Origin of the sequence: Rhizobium favelukesii (genome assembly GCF_000577275.2) — a bacterium.
In the GTDB taxonomy this organism is placed as follows: domain Bacteria; phylum Pseudomonadota; class Alphaproteobacteria; order Rhizobiales; family Rhizobiaceae; genus Rhizobium; species Rhizobium favelukesii.
In genome coordinates, this window is the sequence record NZ_HG916852.1 from 4,168,218 (window position 1) to 4,188,675 (window position 20,458).

At 59.0% G+C, this 20,458-nt stretch carries 16 protein-coding genes; 6 read left to right on the top strand and 10 right to left on the bottom strand.

Annotated features, from left to right (window positions below):
* Window positions 1-17: 17 nt before the first annotated feature.
* The gene (locus LPU83_RS59060; RefSeq protein WP_024313231.1) at window positions 18-1,406 is read left to right on the top strand and encodes an MFS transporter; all 1,389 of its coding nucleotides are present in this window, start codon (window positions 18-20) and stop codon (window positions 1,404-1,406) included.
* A gap of 15 nt (window positions 1,407-1,421) precedes the next feature.
* On the opposite strand, the gene purH is transcribed toward LPU83_RS59060, so the two are convergent.
* The 4 genes from purH to htpX form a co-directional block, all read right to left on the bottom strand.
* A complete protein-coding gene (gene purH / locus LPU83_RS59065) occupies window positions 1,422-3,038 on the bottom strand; it encodes a bifunctional phosphoribosylaminoimidazolecarboxamide formyltransferase/IMP cyclohydrolase (protein WP_024313230.1) in 1,617 nt (538 codons plus the stop codon).
* Between the two features lie 95 nt (window positions 3,039-3,133).
* Complete coding sequence (locus LPU83_RS59070) at window positions 3,134-4,798, bottom strand: heparinase II/III family protein (protein ID WP_024313229.1); 1,665 nt, start codon at window positions 4,796-4,798, stop codon at window positions 3,134-3,136.
* A 110-nt stretch (window positions 4,799-4,908) separates the two neighbouring features.
* Window positions 4,909-6,303 (bottom strand): RsmB/NOP family class I SAM-dependent RNA methyltransferase, encoded by a 1,395-nt coding sequence (locus LPU83_RS59075; protein ID WP_024313228.1) that lies wholly within the window; start codon window positions 6,301-6,303, stop codon window positions 4,909-4,911.
* On the bottom strand, window positions 6,294-7,256 hold the full coding sequence (gene htpX, locus LPU83_RS59080; RefSeq protein ID WP_024313227.1) for a zinc metalloprotease HtpX: 963 nt from the start codon (window positions 7,254-7,256) through the stop codon (window positions 6,294-6,296). Before htpX ends, LPU83_RS59075 begins: the two co-directional genes overlap by 10 nt.
* A gap of 123 nt (window positions 7,257-7,379) precedes the next feature.
* Here htpX and LPU83_RS59085 point away from each other — a divergent pair, with 123 nt between their 5' ends.
* A complete protein-coding gene (locus LPU83_RS59085) occupies window positions 7,380-7,604 on the top strand; it encodes a DUF1674 domain-containing protein (RefSeq protein WP_024313226.1) in 225 nt (74 codons plus the stop codon).
* A gap of 496 nt (window positions 7,605-8,100) precedes the next feature.
* Here the strand turns inward: LPU83_RS59085 and acs are convergent, their stop codons facing one another.
* On the bottom strand, window positions 8,101-10,056 hold the full coding sequence (gene acs / locus LPU83_RS59090; RefSeq protein ID WP_024313225.1) for an acetate--CoA ligase: 1,956 nt from the start codon (window positions 10,054-10,056) through the stop codon (window positions 8,101-8,103).
* A gap of 228 nt (window positions 10,057-10,284) precedes the next feature.
* Here acs and LPU83_RS59095 point away from each other — a divergent pair, with 228 nt between their 5' ends.
* The gene (locus LPU83_RS59095) at window positions 10,285-10,983 is read left to right on the top strand and encodes a DUF1013 domain-containing protein (protein WP_037070148.1); all 699 of its coding nucleotides are present in this window, start codon (window positions 10,285-10,287) and stop codon (window positions 10,981-10,983) included.
* Between the two features lie 57 nt (window positions 10,984-11,040).
* Here LPU83_RS59095 and LPU83_RS59100 read toward each other — a convergent pair whose 3' ends face one another.
* Together LPU83_RS59100 and LPU83_RS59105 are read right to left on the bottom strand one after the other, a co-directional pair.
* Entirely contained in the window at window positions 11,041-12,951 is a 1,911-nt protein-coding gene (locus LPU83_RS59100) for a propionyl-CoA synthetase (protein WP_024313223.1), read from the bottom strand.
* A gap of 83 nt (window positions 12,952-13,034) precedes the next feature.
* A complete protein-coding gene (locus LPU83_RS59105) occupies window positions 13,035-13,694 on the bottom strand; it encodes a YggS family pyridoxal phosphate-dependent enzyme (protein ID WP_037070149.1) in 660 nt (219 codons plus the stop codon).
* Window positions 13,695-13,893: 199 nt separating this feature from the next.
* Here LPU83_RS59105 and leuS point away from each other — a divergent pair, with 199 nt between their 5' ends.
* Genes leuS through holA form a run of 3 tightly spaced genes read left to right on the top strand, consistent with a single transcriptional unit; the run spans window position 13,894 to window position 18,081 of the window.
* Window positions 13,894-16,524 carry a leucine--tRNA ligase gene (gene leuS, locus LPU83_RS59110; protein ID WP_024313221.1) on the top strand — a complete coding sequence of 877 codons (2,631 nt, stop codon included), beginning with the start codon at window positions 13,894-13,896 and terminating at the stop codon, window positions 16,522-16,524.
* A complete protein-coding gene (gene lptE, locus LPU83_RS59115; RefSeq protein ID WP_024313220.1) occupies window positions 16,514-17,035 on the top strand; it encodes an LPS assembly lipoprotein LptE in 522 nt (173 codons plus the stop codon). The genes leuS and lptE overlap by 11 nt, the downstream gene beginning before the upstream one ends.
* Before the next feature lie 11 nt (window positions 17,036-17,046).
* Window positions 17,047-18,081, top strand: coding sequence for a DNA polymerase III subunit delta (gene holA, locus LPU83_RS59120; RefSeq protein ID WP_024313219.1), 1,035 nt, complete (start codon window positions 17,047-17,049; stop codon window positions 18,079-18,081).
* An 8-nt stretch (window positions 18,082-18,089) separates the two neighbouring features.
* On the opposite strand, the gene LPU83_RS59125 is transcribed toward holA, so the two are convergent.
* From LPU83_RS59125 to rsmG, 3 genes are read right to left on the bottom strand one after another with little or no spacing between them, the layout of a single operon-like run.
* Window positions 18,090-18,974, bottom strand: coding sequence for a ParB/RepB/Spo0J family partition protein (locus LPU83_RS59125; protein ID WP_024313218.1), 885 nt, complete (start codon window positions 18,972-18,974; stop codon window positions 18,090-18,092).
* A gap of 27 nt (window positions 18,975-19,001) precedes the next feature.
* On the bottom strand, window positions 19,002-19,796 hold the full coding sequence (locus tag LPU83_RS59130; RefSeq protein ID WP_024313217.1) for a ParA family protein: 795 nt from the start codon (window positions 19,794-19,796) through the stop codon (window positions 19,002-19,004).
* Between the two features lie 17 nt (window positions 19,797-19,813).
* Window positions 19,814-20,431, bottom strand: a complete 618-nt coding sequence (gene rsmG, locus LPU83_RS59135) for a 16S rRNA (guanine(527)-N(7))-methyltransferase RsmG (protein ID WP_024313216.1) — start codon at window positions 20,429-20,431, stop codon at window positions 19,814-19,816.
* Between the last annotated feature and the right edge of the window lie 27 nt (window positions 20,432-20,458).

Consider the following 20,458-nt stretch of genomic DNA (forward strand, 5'->3'; position numbering starts at 1 on the left):
CTCGGAATCAGGAGCGGATTGTGAATCGCATCGACTGGACGGGAACTCAGCCGGCTAGGGCATCGGAAAAGGGCATCTGGGGCTGGATGCTCTTTGACTGGGCGGCCCAGCCGTTCTTCACAGTCGTGACAACGTTCATCTTCGGCCCTTACTTCGTGTCACGCCTGACGGTCGATCCGGTCTCCGCCCAGGCGATGTGGAGCAACATGGCGACGATCTCCTCGGTGATCATCGCCATTTTATCGCCCGTCCTCGGATCGATCGCCGACCAGTCCGGCGCGCGAAAGCCGTGGATCGCTTTCTTTGCCGTCATCAAGATTGCAAGCCTCTTCGGCCTCTGGTTTGCGGCACCGGGTTCGCCGCTGGTCTACCCAGTAACCTTCATGATCCTGGCGTCGATCGCAGCCGAGTTCTCGATCGTCTTCAACGACTCCATGATGCCGCGGCTTGTCAGCAAGGACGAGGTCGGCAAACTATCCAATACGGCCTGGGGTCTCGGTTATCTTGGCGGGATGATCGTCCTGATCGCCGTGGTGGTCCTGCTTGCGGGAAGTCTCGAATCCGGCAAAACGATTCTCGGTCTCGAGCCCTTGTTTGGTCTCGATCCACACCAGGGCGAGGATGCCCGCATCACCGGGCCGATCTCGGCCGTCTGGTACCTGATCTTTATTCTTCCGATGTTCTTTTTCACGCCCGACACAAGCAAGGGCCTTCCGTTCGGCACCGCCGTCCGTACTGGCCTTGCCGAGCTGAAAAACACGCTTGGCGAGCTAAGGCACCGCCGAGGCATCCTTCACTTCCTGATAGCACGAATGATCTATCAGGACGGCGTCAACGGACTGCTGATACTCGGTGGAGCGTTTGCCGCCGGAATGTTCGGTTGGGCGACGATCGAGATCGGGATCTACGGAATTATTCTTAACATCGTTGCGATTTTCGGCTGCATCATTGCAGGTCGGGTGGACCGGCACATTGGCTCCAAATCGACGATCATCATCAGCTTGACGATGTTGCTGCTCGCGACTATTGGCATTGTGTCGACGGGGCCGGGATACACACTCTTCGGCTTTTTCGAGCTGCCAACCGTCGATTCCGGCGGCCTCTTCGGGACGGCGGCCGAGAAAGCGTACATTGCCTACGGCCTGCTGATCGGCCTTGCGTTCGGCCCGGTGCAGGCTTCATCGAGGTCCTACCTCGCGCGGAGCGTAAGCCTGAACGAGGCGGGCCGCTATTTCGGCATCTATGCGCTTTCGGGACGCGCCACGAGCTTCATGGCGACGCTGTTGTTTTCCGCCGTGACCTACATGACTGGCTCGTCGCGGCTCGGAATGGCAACGCTTGTGCTCTTCCTGGCCGCAGGGCTCGTCCTGCTTGTCCGAACGCCCTATCCTGCAGACAGGGCGTAACGGCAGGGCTACCGCTCAGTGGCGGAAGTGCCGCATTCCGGTAAAGACCATCGCGACATTGTGCTCATTGGCAGCGTCGATCACTTCCTGGTCGCGCATCGACCCGCCGGGCTGGATGACCGCCGTCGCACCAGCCGCAATCATTGACAGCAAACCATCGGCGAAGGGCAGGAATGCCTCCGAGGCAACGGCCGAACCGCGCGTCAGCGGCTCTGCGAGGCCAAGGGCCCTCGCCGCTTCCTCGGCTTTCAAGCCGGCGATGCGCGCAGAATCCACCCGGCTCATCTGGCCTGCCCCAATGCCAGCCGTCTGCCCGTCCTTCGCATAGACCACGGCGTTCGACTTGACATGCTTGGCCACTTTGAAGGCAAACGTCATGTCTTCGAGTTCCTGCTGTGTCGGTGCCCGCTTGGTGACCACCTTCAGCTCCAGGTCCTCGACCATGCCATTGTCGCGGCTCTGCACGAGCAAGCCGCCGGAGACGGTTTTCGCCGTGAGGCCGGCAAGCCGCGGATCCGGGAGGCCACCTGCCGTAAGCAGGCGGAGGTTTGCCTTGCGCGCGACGATGGCCTTTGCCTCCTCAGTCACATCGGGCGCGATGATGACCTCGGTAAAGAGCTTGATGATCTCTTCCGCCGTTTCCGCGTCAAGCGTCCGGTTAAGGGCGATTATGCCGCCGAAGGCAGAGACGGAATCGCAGGCAAGCGCGCGCTTGTACGCCTCAAGCAGGCCCGAAGCCGTCGCCACGCCGCAGGGGTTTGCATGCTTGATGATCGCGCAGGCCGCGGTTTTCTCCGGCAGGAACTCTGCGACAAGCTCGTAAGCCGCATCAGTGTCGTTGATGTTGTTGTAGGAGAGCTGCTTGCCCTGAAGCAGTGACGCCGTGGCAACGCCGGCGCGGCGCTCGCCCGTAACATAGAATGCCGCCTTCTGGTGCGGATTCTCGCCGTAGCGCATCTCTTCCTTGAGGACGCCGCCAACGACGCGGTGTCTCGGCGTGTCGATCGACAGCGCCTCGGCAAACCAGTTGGAGATCATTGCGTCATAGGCCGCGGTGCGAGCGAAGGCCCTGGCAGCCATCTGCTGGCGGAACCCATACACGGTCTGGCCGCCACCGGAAGTGAGCTGCTCGAGCAGTTCGGGATAGTCCGCTGGGTCAGTGAGGATGGTGACATAGGCGTGGTTCTTGGCCGACGCGCGGATCATCGCCGGACCGCCGATATCGATATTCTCGACGGTCGTCGGGTAGTCACCGCCGGCGGCACGGACGTCCTCGAACGGATAAAGATTGATGACGACGAGATCGATACCCTCGATGCCGTGCGCCTTCATCGCCGCTTGGTGTTCCGCATCATCGCGGATGGCAAGCAGGCCGCCGTGCACTTTCGGATGCAACGTCTTGACGCGACCGTCCATGATCTCAGGAAAACCTGTGACGTCGGAGACATCGGTCACCGCAAGTCCGGCCGCTGCAATTGCCTTATGAGTGCCCCCGGTCGACAGGAGGCGAACACCCTTATCGGCAAGTGCGCGCGCGAGCTCGACGATACCGGTCTTATCAGATACCGAAAGCAATGCGGTCCTGACGTCGACTTTGTCGGGTGCGGGGATTTTCTTGGAAACAACGGCCATGAGGCTTCTCCATTTGGTCTTCAGGAGATATCCGGCGAGGGATAAGAAGATGATGGCGCCGCGTTAGCACAGCTTTGCGTCCGCGAAAACAGTCACTAGCTCTTGCGTGATAAAAACCAGCGTATTTCCGGCCGGTCAGGGTAGGAGAAGGCGATCTCCATCAGATCGGATCCGCAGATACCCGAGGCGTCCGCGAAGAAGACGTCCTCGCCGATCAACACCTCGTTGCCGGGCGACGAGAACAGCCATGTTTCGCCATCGGGTGCCGTCATCATCACCGACTCTTTGTCGAGCGGCTTCAGGTTGATCGAGGGGTGGGCATGGAAACGCGCCACGGCACGCACGGCGTCATCGACCTTGCCTTCCGGCGCGACAAGCCGATCACAGCCGGTAACGATCAATCCCGTGGCGTTCAGGGTCAGCTCTCGCTCATGCAGAACGCCAAAGGCGTTGAGGTAGCCGTCGTGGCTCGCCTTGATCACGTCGCGTCCATCATCTGCGAGCGCGCGATCGACACTCACAGTCTTCACGCCATCGGTGATCACATTCGCGATGAAGTCGGACGGTGCAAAACGGCTGGACGACGTGTCATTAACCGTCACGGTGCTATGCGCAGCAGTCGTTCGAGCAATCTGAACGTAACGCCGGCCGGCAAATTTCGGCGATCCCGAATTGACGATAAAGCGGTGACGCCCGGAGGACATCTCAAACGACAGGCAACCCGCATGCGCCGTGCGGGACAAATTTCCAGCAGGCGGCAAACCGGTATCAGCAATGACCACTGTTCTTCCCGCGGCCAGCCGCTGATAGCGCGAATGGGGCATCGCCTTGAAGGGATCGCCCGCGGTCTCGTCATAGCGCAGCAACGACATCAGTTCCGTCGCGAGAGTCGACGTCGCGCCATTGAAAAGCGCGAGATCGCCATCCTGATGCCTGAAGAAGCGCAGAGCCGGATACATCCGATCGATACCGGAGATCAGCTTCTGCGGCAGGTCATGGCCCAGATTGACGTAAGTTTGCCTCAGCGGAAGGAGATCGAGGAGCAGCTCCAACCCGGTTCGCGGATTGCGCGAGACATGGCCTCCGTCAGGCAGAATCTGGCTGTCGAACTCGTGGTCCAATGCTTCAGCCGCGCGTCGGAGCGCACCTGCGCGTGTCGGCATTGCAATGGAGGCCATCGCGAGGGCAATCCGCAACCGGAAGCGAACCTCTCCGGGCGGTGCGTACTTTGCAATTCGCCGTAGAAAGCGGACTTGAAAGGCGAGTGACCGCAAGAAGCGGCGATAGAAGCCGCGATCGGCATTGTGAAGAACAACGGGAGAATGCGAGAGCCAGGCAATCACGCGCTGCGCTGTAACATCGATCTCCCAGGCAATACCTTCGATGCGGCCGCCATGCAGCGATAGCCAGTTGTTGACGATGGAGCGGGCAACGCTCGAGTGAAGGTCACTCTTCTTGGTCCGCATGTGGCGAAGCCAGCCGAAGCTGTGAAGTCGTAGCGCGAAGGATCGGGACGGAAGGCTGAAATTGAAAGGCGACTTGCCGCCTGTTTCGAGAAGGCGTCCGGCAAGCGGGAAGCGGCCGTTCAAAATCTCTTCGGCCACATGCGGATCAACCGCACGCAGGTCGGTGGGGGCGACGATTAAGCGCTCCGGAGCGTGAATCGTATGGCGGAAGAGACGCAGCCGCAGGATTGCTCCGCGGCACAGGGTGCGCCGCCAAGCCTCTCCCACGTAAAGAGTCGAGAACCCGGACCACATATCTATCGTCTATTGACCCGCGTCGTTAAGAATAAGTGAATAAGCCCGGAATCAGTGACACGTACGTATCAAATTATGACAGGTGCTCAACTATGCCAGTTGCCTTTCAATCAGGCAACACGGCGCATGACGACGGCGTAGAAGCCATCGAGACCACCCGCAAAACCGGAGGGAACGTCCAGCATGTCAGGTGTCGTGCGGAATTCGCCGAGGGGACTGATAGCAGACTCGAGCCCCGGCCAACGCTTGGCATCAATTGCAACTCGCTCGACCATCGGTGTATCCGAAAGGACGCGGGCTGCGACCTCTTCTCCCTCGGTGGGATCAAGCGAGCAATTGGAAAAGACGATTGTGCCACCCGGCTTCAGCAAGGTGAGTGCGTGGCGCAGCAGGCGCTCCTGAAGCACTGCAAGTTTCGCTATGTCTGCCGGTCCCTTGGCCCAGAGCACATCCGGATGCCGGCGCGTCGTCCCCGTCGATGAGCAGGGCGCATCCAGTAGTATCGCGTCAAAAAGCTCCGCTGGCTCGTACTTCGTCAGGTCGCTAGCGACCGTTTCGGCACTCAGTCCTAGCCGATCGAGATTGGCTCGCAAACGCTTGATACGGTTTTCGGATTGCTCGACCGCCGTGACGTCGCCGCCAGCGAACACCAGTTGGGCCGTCTTTCCGCCAGGGGCCGCACATAGATCGGCAACGCGTTTCCCTGTCAGGTCACCAAAGAGTTGAGCGGGGATACTGGCGGCTGCGTCCTGAACCCACCATGCGCCCTCCGCAAATCCCTCGAGGGAGGGAATACCGCCCTCGAAGGCGGCCAGCCGCACACCACCGGTCGGCAGCGCAAAACCACCCAAACGTTCCGCCCAGCTTTGCGCATCGGCCTTGACAGTGAGATCGATCGCTGCCGGCTCGAGTTGCGCTTCAGAAATCGACTGTGCCTTCTCCTTGCCGTAGGCTTTTTCGAGCCTTTGAAGAAACCATTCCGGCATCACCGGAATGTTGCTGATCTCGGCGAGGACCTCCTCTTTCTCGCGGCCAAGACGGCGTAGGACAGCGTTTACCAACTTGGCAAAGCGACGATTGCGCGGGTCTTGATTTGATTGCTCGACCGCGAGATCGACCGCGGCATGATCCGGCACATCGAGGTAGAGGATCTGCGCCGCGGCAACCGCGAGAACATGATGCAATGCCCGCGCGCCTTCGGGAAGCGGCGATTCAAGCAGGCGGGAAATCGCGGCATCTATGCGTGGCAAATGCCGCAACGTCGCATTGAGAATGGCGCGCACCAGTGCGCGGTCACCCTCGTTGAGAGCCTTGTAAGCCGGATTGCCATGCTCATTGTCCAGCGCGCCGTCAAGCGCGAGCTTCCGGTCAACGACCGCTGCCAGGATCTTGGCCGCAGCGGCACGAACCTGCAATCCAGGTTTTACCGGCCCAAGGACAGGCCCCGCGCTGGAAGGCTTTGGCTTACGAAATGGCTTCTTCTTGCCGTCTGAATTCAAGACCACGGACCTTTCGGCGGTTGGGAACCACCGCGATCAAGACCGGTATCCGGAACCGAACGCGATTTGCGCATCGGATTATCAGCGCGAGCCGGCGGCGTCGAGACATTCATCCCGCTGCGTGCCATTTCCTGCAGCGCCGCAATCCGGTTTTCCGTGTTCGGGTGTGTGGAGAACAGGTTATCCATGCCGGCGCCGGTCAGCGGATTGACGATGAACATATGGGCGGTTGCCGGGTTGCGCTCGGCATCGTAGTTCGGCACATGCGACGCGCTCCGCGCGATCTTGCCAAGTGCCGAAGCAAGCCAAAGCGGATTGCCGCAAATCTCCGCGCCACGGCGATCGGCCGAGTATTCGCGCGTCCGGCTGATGGCCATCTGAACGATCATCGCGGCAAGCGGCGCGACAATCATCGCCAGCAACACTCCGATGAAACCGAGCGGATTGTTGTTGTTTTCCCGGTTGCCACTGAAAAAGAACGCAAAATTGCCCAGCATGGAGATCGCGCCGGCGAGCGTCGCCGTGATGGTCATCGTCAAGGTATCGCGGTTTTGCACGTGGGCGAGCTCATGCGCCATGACGCCGGCGACCTCTTCCGGTGTCAGCGCGCTCAATAAGCCGGTGGAGGCAGCAACGGCAGCGTTCTCAGGATTGCGACCCGTCGCGAAAGCGTTTGGTTGCGCGCTGTCGTAAAGATAGACCTTCGGCATGGGGAGGCCGGCACTACGCGCCAGATCCCTTATGATTGCGAAGAACTCCGGCGCATTGCGCTCGTCTATCTCCTGCGCGTGATAGGCCGAAAGCACCATGCGGTCGGAATTCCAGTAGGAAAAGAAGTTCATGCCAGCGGCGATCACGAACGCAATCATCATGCCGCCGCGCCCGCCAATCAGAAAGCCGACGGCCATGAACAAAGCGGTCATGAAGGCGAGCAACATGGCTGTACGGACGAGGTTCATCGCTATCTCCAAAATACCCCTAAGCAGACCGCACAAGGCAACAGGGTTTCAATTGCGGCGCCGGCGCACTATGATTTGGTCATTCACCAGCCATTTTCAATGTTTTTCGGGCGGAATCGCGGGATGCAGGCAGCGGATAATGATAACAACGAAACCATGGCGACTGAAGCCGCCGAGGCTCCCCACAAGTTGCTCTCGCCGGCTGCCAAGCGCGCGCTTGCCGAGGCTGAAGAGCGTCGCCGAAACGAGAAGCCGGTAGAAATGCCGCCGGAGACAGGTGGCCGCGGCGGTGCAGATCCTTCCCGCTTCGGGGACTGGGAAATCAACGGCAGAGCGATCGATTTCTAAGTAAATATTCCTATTCGCGGTCCTTATTGGTCGGAATTTATACCCTTCATGGGAAGGATTGCTCCCTTGTCGCATTGGCCTTTATTGTGATTCCGGTCACGTCTGGGGCGCGAGACGAAATTGAAGGGCCTGTGTCGGCCGCGACCCTGAGGGCGATCGGTGGCGACACGCTGCTGGTCGAAGCGACCTAGGCCGCAGCAACGTGCGGATTCGCGGCATCGACGCGCCGAAGATGCACTCCAGATGCGCCGAAATAAGGCGCGCGGGGATCGATGCTCGCCACGCACTGGAAACCGTGACATCCAGATCACCCGAGATCCGGCTTACGCAAGAATTTCGGCCGTATGCTTGGCAAATGTCACCCTTTCGGATGGCAGGAATCCGGCTCAGGATCTCTGAGAGGAAGGGATCGTAAAGCTCAACAACGGCGGCCGAAAGCCGCGAGAAATCTGTCCCGAAGAGAATGCCGCCCCGATCGCTCGGAGCGGCCCTTTGTTTAGGCTGTCGCCTTGTTCTGGCGGTTGGCAATCAGGTCGTCGACAACAGCCGGATCGGCAAGCGTCGAAGTATCGCCCAGAGAGCCGAAGTCGTCCTCGGCGATCTTCCGCAGGATACGGCGCATGATCTTGCCCGAACGGGTCTTCGGAAGCCCCGGCGCGAACTGTATCTTGTCAGGAGCGGCGATTGGGCCGATTTCGCTGCGAACGTGCTTGACCAGTTGCTGGCGCAAATCGTCCGAACCTTCATTGCCGGCCATGAGGGTGACGTAGCAATAGATGCCCTGGCCCTTGATCGGGTGAGGATAGCCGACGACAGCCGCTTCCGAGACAAGATTGTGCGAAACGAGTGCCGATTCGACCTCGGCGGTGCCCAGGCGGTGACCCGACACGTTCAGCACGTCATCAACGCGACCGGTGATCCAGTAGTAGCCGTCCTCATCCCGTCGGCAGCCATCGCCAGTAAAATACTTGCCTTTGTAGGTCGAGAAGTAGGTCTGGATGAAGCGCTCGTGGTCGCCATAGACAGTACGCATCTGCCCCGGCCAGCTGTCGGTAATGCAGAGGTTCCCGTCGGCGGCACCCTCCAGCACCTTGCCTTCATTGTCGACGAGCTGCGGCTTGACGCCGAAGAATGGGAATGTCGCCGAGCCTGGCTTCAAGTCGGTCGCGCCTGGCAGCGGTGTAATCATGTGGCCGCCGGTTTCCGTCTGCCACCACGTATCGATCACCGGGCAGCGCTTGTCGCCAACCACATTGTAGTACCATTCCCAGGCTTCTGGGTTGATCGGCTCGCCAACCGTTCCGAGTAGGCGCAGGCTTGAGCGCGACGAGCGCGTAACGAAATGGTCGCCGGCGCCCATCAGCGAGCGAATCGCCGTCGGCGCAGTGTAGAAGATATTGACCTTGTGCTTGTCGATGACCTCCCAGAATCGGCCCTGATCGGGAAAATTCGGCACGCCTTCGAACATAAGCGTCGTCGCACAGTTCGCAAGCGGACCGTAGACGATGTAGGAATGTCCGGTCACCCAGCCTACGTCGGCGGTGCACCAGTAGATATCACCGGGGTGGTAGTCGAACACATATTCATGGGTCATTGCCGCATAGACGAGGTAGCCACCCGTCGTATGCAAGACACCTTTTGGCTTTCCGGTGGAGCCGGAGGTGTAGAGGATGAACAGCGGATCCTCCGCCTTCATCTTCACCGCTGGGCACTCCGGCTTAACCGTAGCGGTTTCCTGATGGTACCAGAGGTCGCGGCCCGGCGCCCAGCCGGTCTTGCCGCCCGTGCGGCGTACCACAAGAACCTTGTCGACGATGACATGCTGCCGAGCGGCGATATGAATTGCCGTATCGGTATTGTCTTTCAGCGGCACCGGCTTGCCACCACGCACCCCTTCATCGCAGGTGATCACGAAAGTGGATTCGCAATCAACGATACGGCCGGCCAGTGCTTCCGGCGAGAAACCGCCGAACACGACTGAATGGACCGCCCCAATGCGGGCGCATGCGAGCATCGCATAGGCCGCCTCAGGAATCATCGGCATATAGATGGTGACGCGATCACCCTTCTTGACGCCATGCTTCTTCATGACGTTCGCCATGCGGCAAACATGCTCATAGAGCTCGTTGTAGGTGATCTTCTTGTCGACGTAGGGATTGTCGCCCTCGAAGATGATAGCCACCTGATTGCCGTTGGTCTTCAGGTGCCGGTCAATACAGTTGTACGAAACGTTCGTCTGCCCGTCCTCGAACCACTTGATCGAGACCCGACCGGTGAAAGACGTGTTCTTGACCTTCGTGTAGGGCTTGAACCAGTCGATCCGCTTGCCATGCTTGCCCCAGAACTTGTCGGGGTTCTCGACGCTTTCCTCGTACCATTGCTCGTACTTGGCCTTATCGATAAGCGCATGGTTCTTCACCGGCTTTTGCACCGGGTAGATCTTTTCGGTCATGGAATTCCTCCTCACTCGGACACCGGGCGACCAAAAAGCGAAGCAGCCCGGACTGGCTGTGGGCATTCATAGCAGGTCACATTTGCCCGGCAATTAGACAAAGGTCATTTCATTCGTGATCAATTGCAATTCTGCGTCACTGCGGTTATATAGCGCCATATTTCCCGGACATAGTGGTGACAATCCACGGACCGCGACACCGGCGCGGACGACAGAAGGACTATATCCATGGCTCAACAATTGCTCATGCCGAAGGCGACTGCCATCTGGCTCGTCGACAACACAGCCCTGTCTTTCGACCAGATCGCTCAGTTCTGCAGACTGCATCCGCTCGAAGTGAAGGCAATTGCCGACGGCGAAGCCGCGCAGGGCATCAAAGGTCTCGATCCGATTGCGACCGGTCAGCTTTCGCGCGACGAAATCGCCCGCGCTGAAAAAAACCCGGCGCACAAGCTGAAGCTCTCCGAGCCCAAGGTTCGCGTACCCGAATCCAAGCGCCGCGGCCCGCGCTACACGCCGGTTTCCAAGCGCCAGGATCGTCCGAACGCCATTCTCTGGCTGGTGCGCAATCATCCGGAACTGAAGGATGCTCAGATTTCTCGCCTGGTTGGCACCACGAAGTCGACGATCGAGCAGATTCGCGAACGCACTCACTGGAACTCTGCGAATCTCGCGCCGATGGACCCGGTAACACTCGGTCTTTGCAGCCAGATCGACCTCGACATGGAAGTCGAGAAGGCGGCGAAGGGCCGTCCGCTGCCGACCGCCGCCGAGCTTGGTGCAACCCTGCAGTCGGCGCACGAGACAGAGCGCCTGACGCCGAATGAGCGGGAAGAGGAGAAGGAAATCGATGCCGATGCCGTCTTCGCAAAGCTCAAGTCTCTGAAATCTTCTCCGAAAGACGAGGACGAAGACGATCAGTATTGATCCTCTTTGATGATCGACACACAAGGCCCTGCGTAAGCGGGGCCTTTTCTTTTGCGCCTACATCGGTAGGGAACCGAACCCACGCTTGCGTAGCGCTTCGGCTATCTCCTCGAGAATAGTGGGATCGTCGATCGTCGCTGGCATTTTCCACGGCACGCCGTCGGCGATCTTCTGGATCGTGCCGCGCAATATCTTGCCGGAGCGGGTCTTCGGAAGGCGGTCGACGATTATTGCGGTCTTGAATGCGGCGACCGGGCCGATCGCGTCGCGGATCAGCGTCACGACTTCCGATTCGATCGCCGATGTTTCCCGTGAAACATTTTTCTTCAGGACGAGAAAGCCACAAGGTACCTGGCCCTTCAGCGGATCAACAATTCCGACAACCGCGCATTCGGCAACATCTGGATGCGTAGCGCAAGCCTCCTCCATTGCCCCCGTCGACAGTCGATGACCAGCGCAGTTGATGATGTCGTCGGTGCGCGACATGATGAAGAGATAGCCATCTTCGTCGATATAGCCGGCGTCAGCAGTTTTGTAGTAGCCAGGAAACTCTGCCAGATAGGCCGAACGGAAACGCTCATCAGCATTCCACAACGTGGGGAGGCAACCGGGGGGCAGGGGAAGCTTGACAACGATATTCCCAAGCGTCCCCGACGCAACGGAGTGGCCGGCATCATCAAGCACGCGGATAGCATAACCGGGCATGGCCACCGATGGTGAGCCATGCTTCACCGGCAAGACCTCAAGACCGAGCGGGTTCGCCACCATCGGCCATCCGGTTTCCGTTTGCCACCAATGATCGATCACCGGAACGTCTAGCATTCGCTCGGCCCATTTCAGTGTCTCCGGATCCGCACGCTCTCCCGCCAGGAACAGGGCACGGAAATTCGGCATCGCATAGGCCTTGATGTGAATACCATCGCTGTCTTCGCGGCGAATGGCGCGGAAAGCAGTGGGTGCGGTGAAAAGAACGCGGACATCGTGCTCTGAGGCGATGCGCCAGAAGACGCCGGCATCCGGCGTGCCAACCGGCTTTCCCTCAAAAATCACGCTGGTAGCGCCTACTAAAAGCGGTGCATAGACGACGTAGGAATGGCCGACGACCCAACCTATATCGGAAGCTGCCCAGAACACTTCACCTTGCTTGACGCCGAAGATGTTGGCCATTGACCAGGCGAGGGCGACCATGTGACCGCCATTGTCGCGCACGACGCCTTTCGGCTGACCCGTCGTCCCGGATGTGTAGAGAATATAGAGTTCGTCCATTGCACTGACGGGGGTGCATTCAATAGTAACGCCGCGATTTCTCGCAACGGCAGTTTCGAAATCCTCGTCGCGACCATCGATCAGCTCAGCCGCAAGCTGCGGCCTCTGCAACACAAGACAATGGGCAGGCTTCGACTTGGCGATTGAAATCGCCTGATCGACCAGCGGCTTGTATGGAACGACACGTCCCGGTTCGAGCCCGCAACTTGCCGTGAGGATCAGTTTCGCTCCCGAATCGTCGATGCGTGCGGCGAGCTCGTTTGCCGCAAAGCCGCCGAACACCACGGAATGAACCGCGCCGATACGGGCGCAGGCAAGCATTGAAAAGATGGCTTGCGGCACCATTGGCATATAAATGATGACGCGGTCGCCCTTCGCGATCCCACGTTGTCGCAGCGTCGCTGCAATGGCGCTCACTTCGGCAAGGACTTCGCCATAGCTAAATGCAGCCTTCGCACCGCTAACCGGGCTATCGTAGATAAATGCGGTATCGTCGCCGCGGCCGGCCCGGACATGGCGGTCAAGGCAATTGAAGCAGGTGTTGGTTTCGCCCCCAAGGAACCAACGGCCGTATGGGCCATCCTCTGGTGAGAAAGTCCGCTCCGGTTGTTTGAACCAGCTGATTTCCGCCGCCGCCTCGCGCCAGAATGCCTCTGGATCGCTTTTCCATCTGGCATAGGTCTGGCGATAGTTTCCGTGCATTTTCTCCTCCCCAGAACATCCAACTTGTCCTTATCAATCTAGGAAAGCTAGGCCTGGAGAGGAAGCCCGACGAAAGCAGCGTATCAGCGGGCGCCGAAGATCGCAGAGCCTACGCGAACGCTGGTTGCCCCGAAAGCGATGGCCGTTTCATAATCCCCGGACATTCCCATCGACAGTTTCTCGACGCCGCAAACCTTTGCGAGCTTGGCAAGCAACGCGAAATGTGGGCCGGGATTTTCCTCTGCCGGCGGGATGCACATCAATCCCTCGATGGCGAGGCCGAGTTCGTCGCGACAGAAAGCGACAAACACCGCGACGTCATTCGGCGCGATGCCGGCCTTCTGCGGCTCAAGCCCCGTATTGACCTGGACATAGAGGCGAGGATCCTTCGTTTGACGCCTCATCTCGTCCGCCAGCACACGGGCGATCTTCTCTCGATCGATGGTTTCAATGACATCAAATAGCGCGACTGCCTCTGCCGCCTTGTTTGACTGCAGTGGGCCGATGAGATGAAGTTCGATGCCAGGCCTTTCGGATTTCAGATCGGGCCATTTTAGCTGGCTTTCCTGAACCCTGTTTTCGCCAAAGATCCGTTGGCCGGCCCGAAGCGCTGCACCGATTGCGTCTGCGTCGAATGTCTTTGAGACGGCGACAAGCTGAACCGAACCCGCCGATCGCCCGCCCTGCTGCTCGGCTGCAGCGATACGCGAGCGCACATCGTTCAATCGCTCTTCAAGTTCCATCACTCGCCTCGACATGACCGCATGAGAAGATTGCAATGCACTAAACGCCCGGGCTGTGCTTGCCAAGGCCCACACGTCTGAAATCGTGGCCAGTAGACCGCGATCGGACGCTTGCTGTGCCCGTAAAACTTGACGCTACGGTGGTTTCATGGTGAAGGTCACCACCAACTTCCCCTGATTTTTCGGAAATACGAATACCATGGCTACCGAACGTTATAACCCGCGCGATGCTGAACCTCGCTGGCAGCAGAAATGGAACGAGGCGAAGGTCTTCGAGACCGATAACAGCGATCCGCGCGACAAGTATTACGTCCTCGAAATGTTTCCGTATCCATCCGGTCGCATCCACATGGGCCATGTGCGAAACTACGCGATGGGTGACGTCGTCGCCCGCTACAAGCGCGCCCGTGGCTATAACGTGCTGCATCCCATGGGGTGGGACGCCTTTGGCATGCCGGCCGAGAATGCAGCAATGGAGCGCGGTGTACATCCGGCTTCCTGGACCTACCAGAATATCGCGTCGATGAAGTCCCAGTTGAAGGCGATGGGCCTCTCACTGGATTGGAGCCGCGAGTTCGCGACCTGCGATGTCACCTACTACCAGCACCAACAGCATCTTTTCCTGGATTTCCTCGAGAAGGGGCTCGTCTACCGCAAGCAGTCGAAGGTGAACTGGGATCCGGTCGACAATACGGTGCTGGCCAACGAACAGGTTATCGACGGACGTGGCTGGCGTTCGGGCGCACTCGTCGAGCAACGCGAATTGACGCAGTGGTTCTTCAAGATCACCGACTTCAGCCAGGACTTGCTCGAGGCGTTGGACACCCTTGACCAGTGGCCTGAGAAGGTCCGACTGATGCAGAAGAACTGGATCGGCCGCTCCGAAGGCATGATGCTGCGCTGGGAGATTGTTGAAGAGGCAGCTCCGGCCGGGGAAACCGAAATTACGGTCTATACGACGCGCCCGGACACGCTGTTTGGCGCCTCGTTCCTGGCGATCGCAGCCGACCATCCGCTGGCGAAGGATGCCGCGGCCAACAATCCGACCATCGATGCTTTCTGCGAAGAATGCCGTCGTGCCGGCACGTCGCTCGCGGCGCTGGAAACCGCGGAGAAGAAAGGCATCGACACCGGCATACGGGTAAAGCATCCGCTTGATCCTTCGTGGGAACTGCCTGTCTACATCGCGAACTTCGTCCTTATGGACTACGGGACTGGCGCGATTTTTGGCTGCCCGTCAGGCGATCAGCGCGACCTCGATTTCGCACGCAAGTACGGTCTGCCCGTCGTTCCGGTTGTCATGCCGGCAGATGGCGACGCTGCGACGTTCAGCGTTGGCGATGTTGCCTATGACGGCGACGGCGTGATGATCAACTCGCGCTTCCTCGACGGCAAGACCACCAGCGAGGCATTCGAGCTTGTCGCGGACCTGCTGTCATCGATGCCGCTTGGCAATGCTCCCCAGGGCGAGCGCCAGGTTAACTTCCGCTTGCGTGATTGGGGCATCTCGCGCCAGCGCTACTGGGGCTGCCCGATACCGGTGATCCACTGCGATGACTGCGGCGTCGTTCCAGTCCCGAAGAAGGACCTGCCGGTGAAGCTGCCGGAGGACGTAACCTTCGATCAGCCCGGCAATCCGCTCGATCGTCATCCGACATGGCGGCATGTTGCCTGTCCGCAATGCGGCAAGGAGGCACGACGTGAAACCGATACGATGGACACTTTTGTCGATTCGAGCTGGTACTTCACGCGCTTTACGGCGCCGTGGGAGGATAAGCCGACCGATCCGAGCGCTGCCAATCGGTGGCTGCCGGTCGATCAGTACATCGGCGGCATTGAGCACGCGATCCTGCATCTGCTCTATTCCCGCTTTTTCACCCGGGCGATGCGCGAAACAGGCCATGTCGACGCGACGGAGCCCTTCAAAGGTCTCTTCACGCAGGGGATGGTTGTTCACGAGACGTACAGCCGCGGCTCTGGAATGAGCCGGGAATGGGTCGCGCCGGCAGACATTCGGATCGAGGAACTGGATGGAAAACGCCGCGCCTATCTCCTGTCCGATGACGAAGAAGTCGCCATCGGATCGATCGAGAAGATGTCGAAGTCGAAGAAGAATGTCGTCGATCCGGACGATATCATCGCATCTTACGGCGCAGACACTGCCCGCTTCTTCGTGCTTTCGGATTCACCGCCGGAACGTGACGTCATCTGGTCGGAAGCGGGAGTCGAGGGCGCGCACCGGTTTACGCAGCGGCTGTGGCGCTTGATTGCCGAGGCGGCGGATACCCTCAAGGATGTCACGCCGATGCCGGCTAAGAACGGCGAGGCTCAGGCTATTTCGCAGGTTGCGCACAAGACGCTGAAAGCCGTCCAGAATGACTATGACCGCCTATGGTTCAACAAGGCTGTCGCGCGGATTTATGAACTCGTCAATGCACTCGCCTCGCCGCTGACCACGGTTGCCGCGGGCGAGGGCGATCTGGCGTATCGCGCTGCCGTGCGTGACGCTGCAGAAATCCTTATCCAAATGGTCGCGCCGATGACGCCGCATTTGGCGGAGGAGTGCTGGACAGCGCTGGGCAACAGCGCATTGCTGGCGCGGACGGACTGGCCGCACTATGACGAGGCCCTAGTGGTTGAAAACGATGTGGTTTTGCCGGTTCAGATCAACGGCAAGAAGCGCGCCGAATTGACAATTTCCCGCGACGCAGATCAGAATGCTGTTACCCAGGCTGTACTCGCATTGGATGACGTCAGGAAGCTTCTGAACGGTCAGACGCCGAAGAAGATCATCGTGGTTCCGCAAAGGATTGTGAACATTGTCGTTTGATATCGCTTTTAAGCTGGTGCGCGGCGCTGGCATTGCCGCAATCCTTGCATCCACGGCTTTTTTCGCATCCTGCCAGGTTCGCCCTCTCTATTCCGAAAGCTCGGGCGTCGCGGGTAAACTCGCTTCCGTGGGCTTCTCGGAGGCGACTTCTCGGGTTGGGCAGGAGGTCCGCAATCGGCTGATCTTCATCGCTTCGCGCGGCGCTGGCGAGCCCGCGAACCCGGAGTACGAGGTCGAGTTTAGCGCTCGCTCGAATCTCATCAGCACTCTTCTTGTGCCGTCGTCTGACGAATCACTGGCCGGCCGCGCGACCGTCAGCGTTGACTACACTCTGAAGTCGACGAAGGATGGCCATGTCATCAAAGCCGGCAATCGCTACGCCACAGCCCTGCTTGACTTCCCGGCCCAGGAGTTTGCCAAGCAGCGTGCGATCCGGGACGCAGAAAACCGCGCCGCGCGGCAGGCTGCCGAGTTCGTCGGTGCCGATATTGCGGCTGCGCTCGGCCGCTAAGGAAGGGATGCGTGGCAGAAATCAAATCGCACGAATTTGAAGGCTTCCTCGAACGATCCGCCCGCAACTACCGACTATTCGTCGTCTACGGACCGGATCGCGGCCTTGTTTCCGAGCGCGCGTCCTTGCTTGCCGCCAAGACAGGCGTTTCGCTTGACGATCCCTTTTCCCTGATAAAGCTCGACATTGCAGATTTGCAGCGGGATCAAGGGCGTCTTTTGGACGAGGCCGGCGCGATCGGCCTTTTTGGTGGGGACAAGCTTATCTGGATCCGGGGCGCGTCCAACGAAAAATATCTCGTCGATTCCCTGCAGGCTCTTTCAGCGAGCATGCCGGAGGCCACCTTCATTGTCATCGAAGCTGGAGACCTCAAGAAGGGTTCGCTGCTACGCAAGGGAGCCGAAACAGCGCGCAACATCGTGGCAATACCCTGCTATGCGGACGATACCCGCGCACTCAACAGCCTGATAGATAACGAACTCTCCAGCGCTGGCCTTGGCATTACACCCGCGGCGCGCCAAGCCTTACTGGAACTTATCGGTGGGGATCGTATTGCCTCTCGCAACGAGTTGCGGAAGCTCGCGCTCTATTGCCGCGGTAAATCGACGATCGAAGAGCACCATGTTACGGACATTATAGGCGACGCCAGCGCGATCTCGGTCGACGACGCCGTCGATGCCATACTAAGCGGCAATCCCGGCAGCTTCTTGCACGCGATGCACAAGATCATATCGTCGAAGACTGCTGTGTTTCTCGTCATTCAGGCCTGCCTGAAGCAATTTCAGCTCCTTGAGGCCATGAAGACGGAGATGGAAGAAAAACGGTTGCCGGCCGCACAGGTCATGCAGACACTGGGTCGTCATCTGCATTTTCGACGAAAGCCGATCATTGAGCAAGCGCTACGCACCTGGTCCGCCGAAGCTGCGGCACGAGAGGCAAATCGTCTGCAGGCCGCAATCCTACAGACCCGCAGGCGCGCATCCCTGGAAGATAGCATCGCACTCCAAACACTGCTTTCAACGACGCTGCAATCGGCGCGTCGATAGCAGCGTCCTCAGCGGCGCTCGAGCAGTCGGCAGATTTCTTCCAGTTGTTCCAATGACTTATAGGAAATTTTTATCTGGCCGCCGCTTGCTTTGTGGTTAATCGCCACGTCCAGGCCGAGTGCATCCGACAGCGTACGTTCCAAGGCGAGCGTATCTGAATCCTTCTGATCCTTTTGATGCGCCAGCGTCTTCGGCTCGGACTGAGCCTTGATGTCGTTCTGGGCCAAACGCTCAGCGTCACGCACAGACATGCCCTTTGATACAATGGTGCGAGCGAGGGCGATCGGGTCAGACGTCGGCACCAAGGCGCGGGCATGGCCAGCCGAGAGGCTGCCAGCCGCCAAGAGGTCTCGAACAGGCTCCGGCAACTTCAGAAGACGGAGCGAATTCGCCACATGACTCCGGCTTTTACCGATAATTTCGCCGAGATCGTTCTGTGTGTAGCCATACTCCGCCATGAGCTGCTCGTAGCCCAGCGCCTCTTCAAGCGGGTTAAGATCCGAGCGCTGAACGTTTTCAACAATCGCGATCTCGAGAGCCGTCTTGTCATCGACGTCGCGCACGATGACAGGGATCTCAATGAGGCCGGCGAGCTGCGCTGCCCGCCACCGCCTTTCGCCGGCAATGATCTCGAACTGGCTGCTCGCCATTGTGCGAACCACAACGGGCTGCACGATACCGTGCTGCCGGATGGAACTCGCCAGTTCATGCAATTCGCCGTCATCGAAGAACCGCCGAGGATTGCGTGGGTTGCGGCTGACGAACTCGATCGGCACCATCCGATCGGCACTGACGCCCGGTCTCGCAGTATCAACCGGCATCGGCTGATCCATCTCGCCAATCAATGCAGCCAAGCCGCGACCAAGTCTTCTCTTCGAGACGTCATCGTTCATGTCTAACTCGCCATTATCTTCTTCAAATCAAGCCGCGAGACGTTGGCGCTCGCGCTGGATAACTTCCGACGCCAACTGCAGATATGCCTGGCTCCCCGCACACTTCAAATCATACAGGATTGCCGGCTTGCCATAGGATGGCGCCTCTGATACGCGAACGTTTCGTGGAATCAACGTGTGGTAGACCTTCTCCCCGAGATGCGTGCGAACATCGTTGACAACCTGCTGCGCCAGATTGTTGCGGGAATCGAACATCGTCAGCACGATGCCTTGGATATCGAGGCGAGGGTTGACGGTGCGCCTAACTTGATCGACGGTCTCTAGAAGCTGGCTCAGACCCTCCAACGCAAAAAACTCGCACTGCAATGGCACAAGCACGGAATGTGCCGCGGCCATAGCGTTCATGGTGAGGAGATTAAAGGAAGGCGGGCAGTCAACGAGGATATAAGAGAAGCGGAAAGCCTCTTCCCTAGCGAGCGCCTTCTTCAGCTTGAAGACGCGATCGTTCTGGGTCGCAATCTCCATCTCGATCCCCAGCAGGTCCATTGTCGACGGCACAATGTAAAGGTTTGGAACGGCCGTTTCTTGCGACACCTCGTCGATGCCGTAATCACCCAGCAAAAGATCATAGGAAGATAGCCGGCGATGTTTACGATCAATCCCCAACCCCGTGCTTGCATTGCCTTGCGGATCAAGGTCAACGATCAAGACCCGTTCGCCGATCGCAGCGAGGGCCGTGGCGAGGTTGATGGCAGTCGTGGTCTTCCCGACGCCGCCCTTCTGATTTGCAATGGTGATTATACGATTTCGTTCGCCAGCCATAGCCAAAGCCCGATCTGTTAAGCCACGCGCTGGAGATTGAAGATTTCCAAGACAACGGAATCCTGCCCAACAGCGCTCTTATGTTCTAACAGATCGAATCCCCAGCCACCATGCGCTTTCTCAATCTCGGCGCGATAATCCCGGCCTTTATGAAAGTAAGCGCGAAGATCTGCATTCCGTAGTGCCCACGGCTCAACATACGCCAAGAGCTTTCCGAGGTCGGCAAGTGCCCGTGCCGAAACGAAATCGCAATTTTCGACGATCGACGGGGCATCCTCAATTCGAACGGCGTGGATAGAACCCCTGCCACCGGTCTCACGAAGAGCTGTTCGCAGGAAGGCCGCTTTCTTGTGATTACTCTCGACTAGATGGACCCATCCATCGCCGAGCTCCGCCAACAGAATGGCTGTCACGACACCCGGAAAGCCGCCGCCACTGCCCAGATCGACCCAGATGAAAGGCGCTGGTTGGAGCTGGAAGATCTGGGCAGAGTCCGCGATGTGCCGGTTCCAGGCGTCATCTAGCGTCGAGGGTGCGGTCAGGTTGACGGCCCTTGCCCATTTTTGAAAGAGGGCCACGAAGTGTTCGAGGCGCTCCTGTGTTTCACGTGAAACACGCCGGCCGTTCAGATGCATGGTAGGACTCTCGCGGGTTGCAATGAG

Excerpts from the sequence above, each read along its gene's own strand:
- LPU83_RS59085 (WP_024313226.1), top strand. The coding sequence starts at position 7,380 with ATGCAGGCAGCGGATAATGATAACAACGAAACCATGGCGACTGAAGCC.
- purH (WP_024313230.1), bottom strand. The coding sequence starts at position 3,038 with ATGGCCGTTGTTTCCAAGAAAATCCCCGCACCCGACAAAGTCGACGTC.
- LPU83_RS59105 (WP_037070149.1), bottom strand. The coding sequence starts at position 13,694 with ATGGAACTTGAAGAGCGATTGAACGATGTGCGCTCGCGTATCGCTGCA.
- LPU83_RS59125 (WP_024313218.1), bottom strand. The coding sequence starts at position 18,974 with ATGAACGATGACGTCTCGAAGAGAAGACTTGGTCGCGGCTTGGCTGCA.
- LPU83_RS59100 (WP_024313223.1), bottom strand. The coding sequence starts at position 12,951 with ATGCACGGAAACTATCGCCAGACCTATGCCAGATGGAAAAGCGATCCA.
- LPU83_RS59130 (WP_024313217.1), bottom strand. The coding sequence starts at position 19,796 with ATGGCTGGCGAACGAAATCGTATAATCACCATTGCAAATCAGAAGGGC.
- acs (WP_024313225.1), bottom strand. The coding sequence starts at position 10,056 with ATGACCGAAAAGATCTACCCGGTGCAAAAGCCGGTGAAGAACCATGCG.
- LPU83_RS59070 (WP_024313229.1), bottom strand. The coding sequence starts at position 4,798 with ATGTGGTCCGGGTTCTCGACTCTTTACGTGGGAGAGGCTTGGCGGCGC.
- htpX (WP_024313227.1), bottom strand. The coding sequence starts at position 7,256 with ATGAACCTCGTCCGTACAGCCATGTTGCTCGCCTTCATGACCGCTTTG.
- rsmG (WP_024313216.1), bottom strand. The coding sequence starts at position 20,431 with ATGCATCTGAACGGCCGGCGTGTTTCACGTGAAACACAGGAGCGCCTC.
- leuS (WP_024313221.1), top strand. The coding sequence starts at position 13,894 with ATGGCTACCGAACGTTATAACCCGCGCGATGCTGAACCTCGCTGGCAG.
- LPU83_RS59095 (WP_037070148.1), top strand. The coding sequence starts at position 10,285 with ATGGCTCAACAATTGCTCATGCCGAAGGCGACTGCCATCTGGCTCGTC.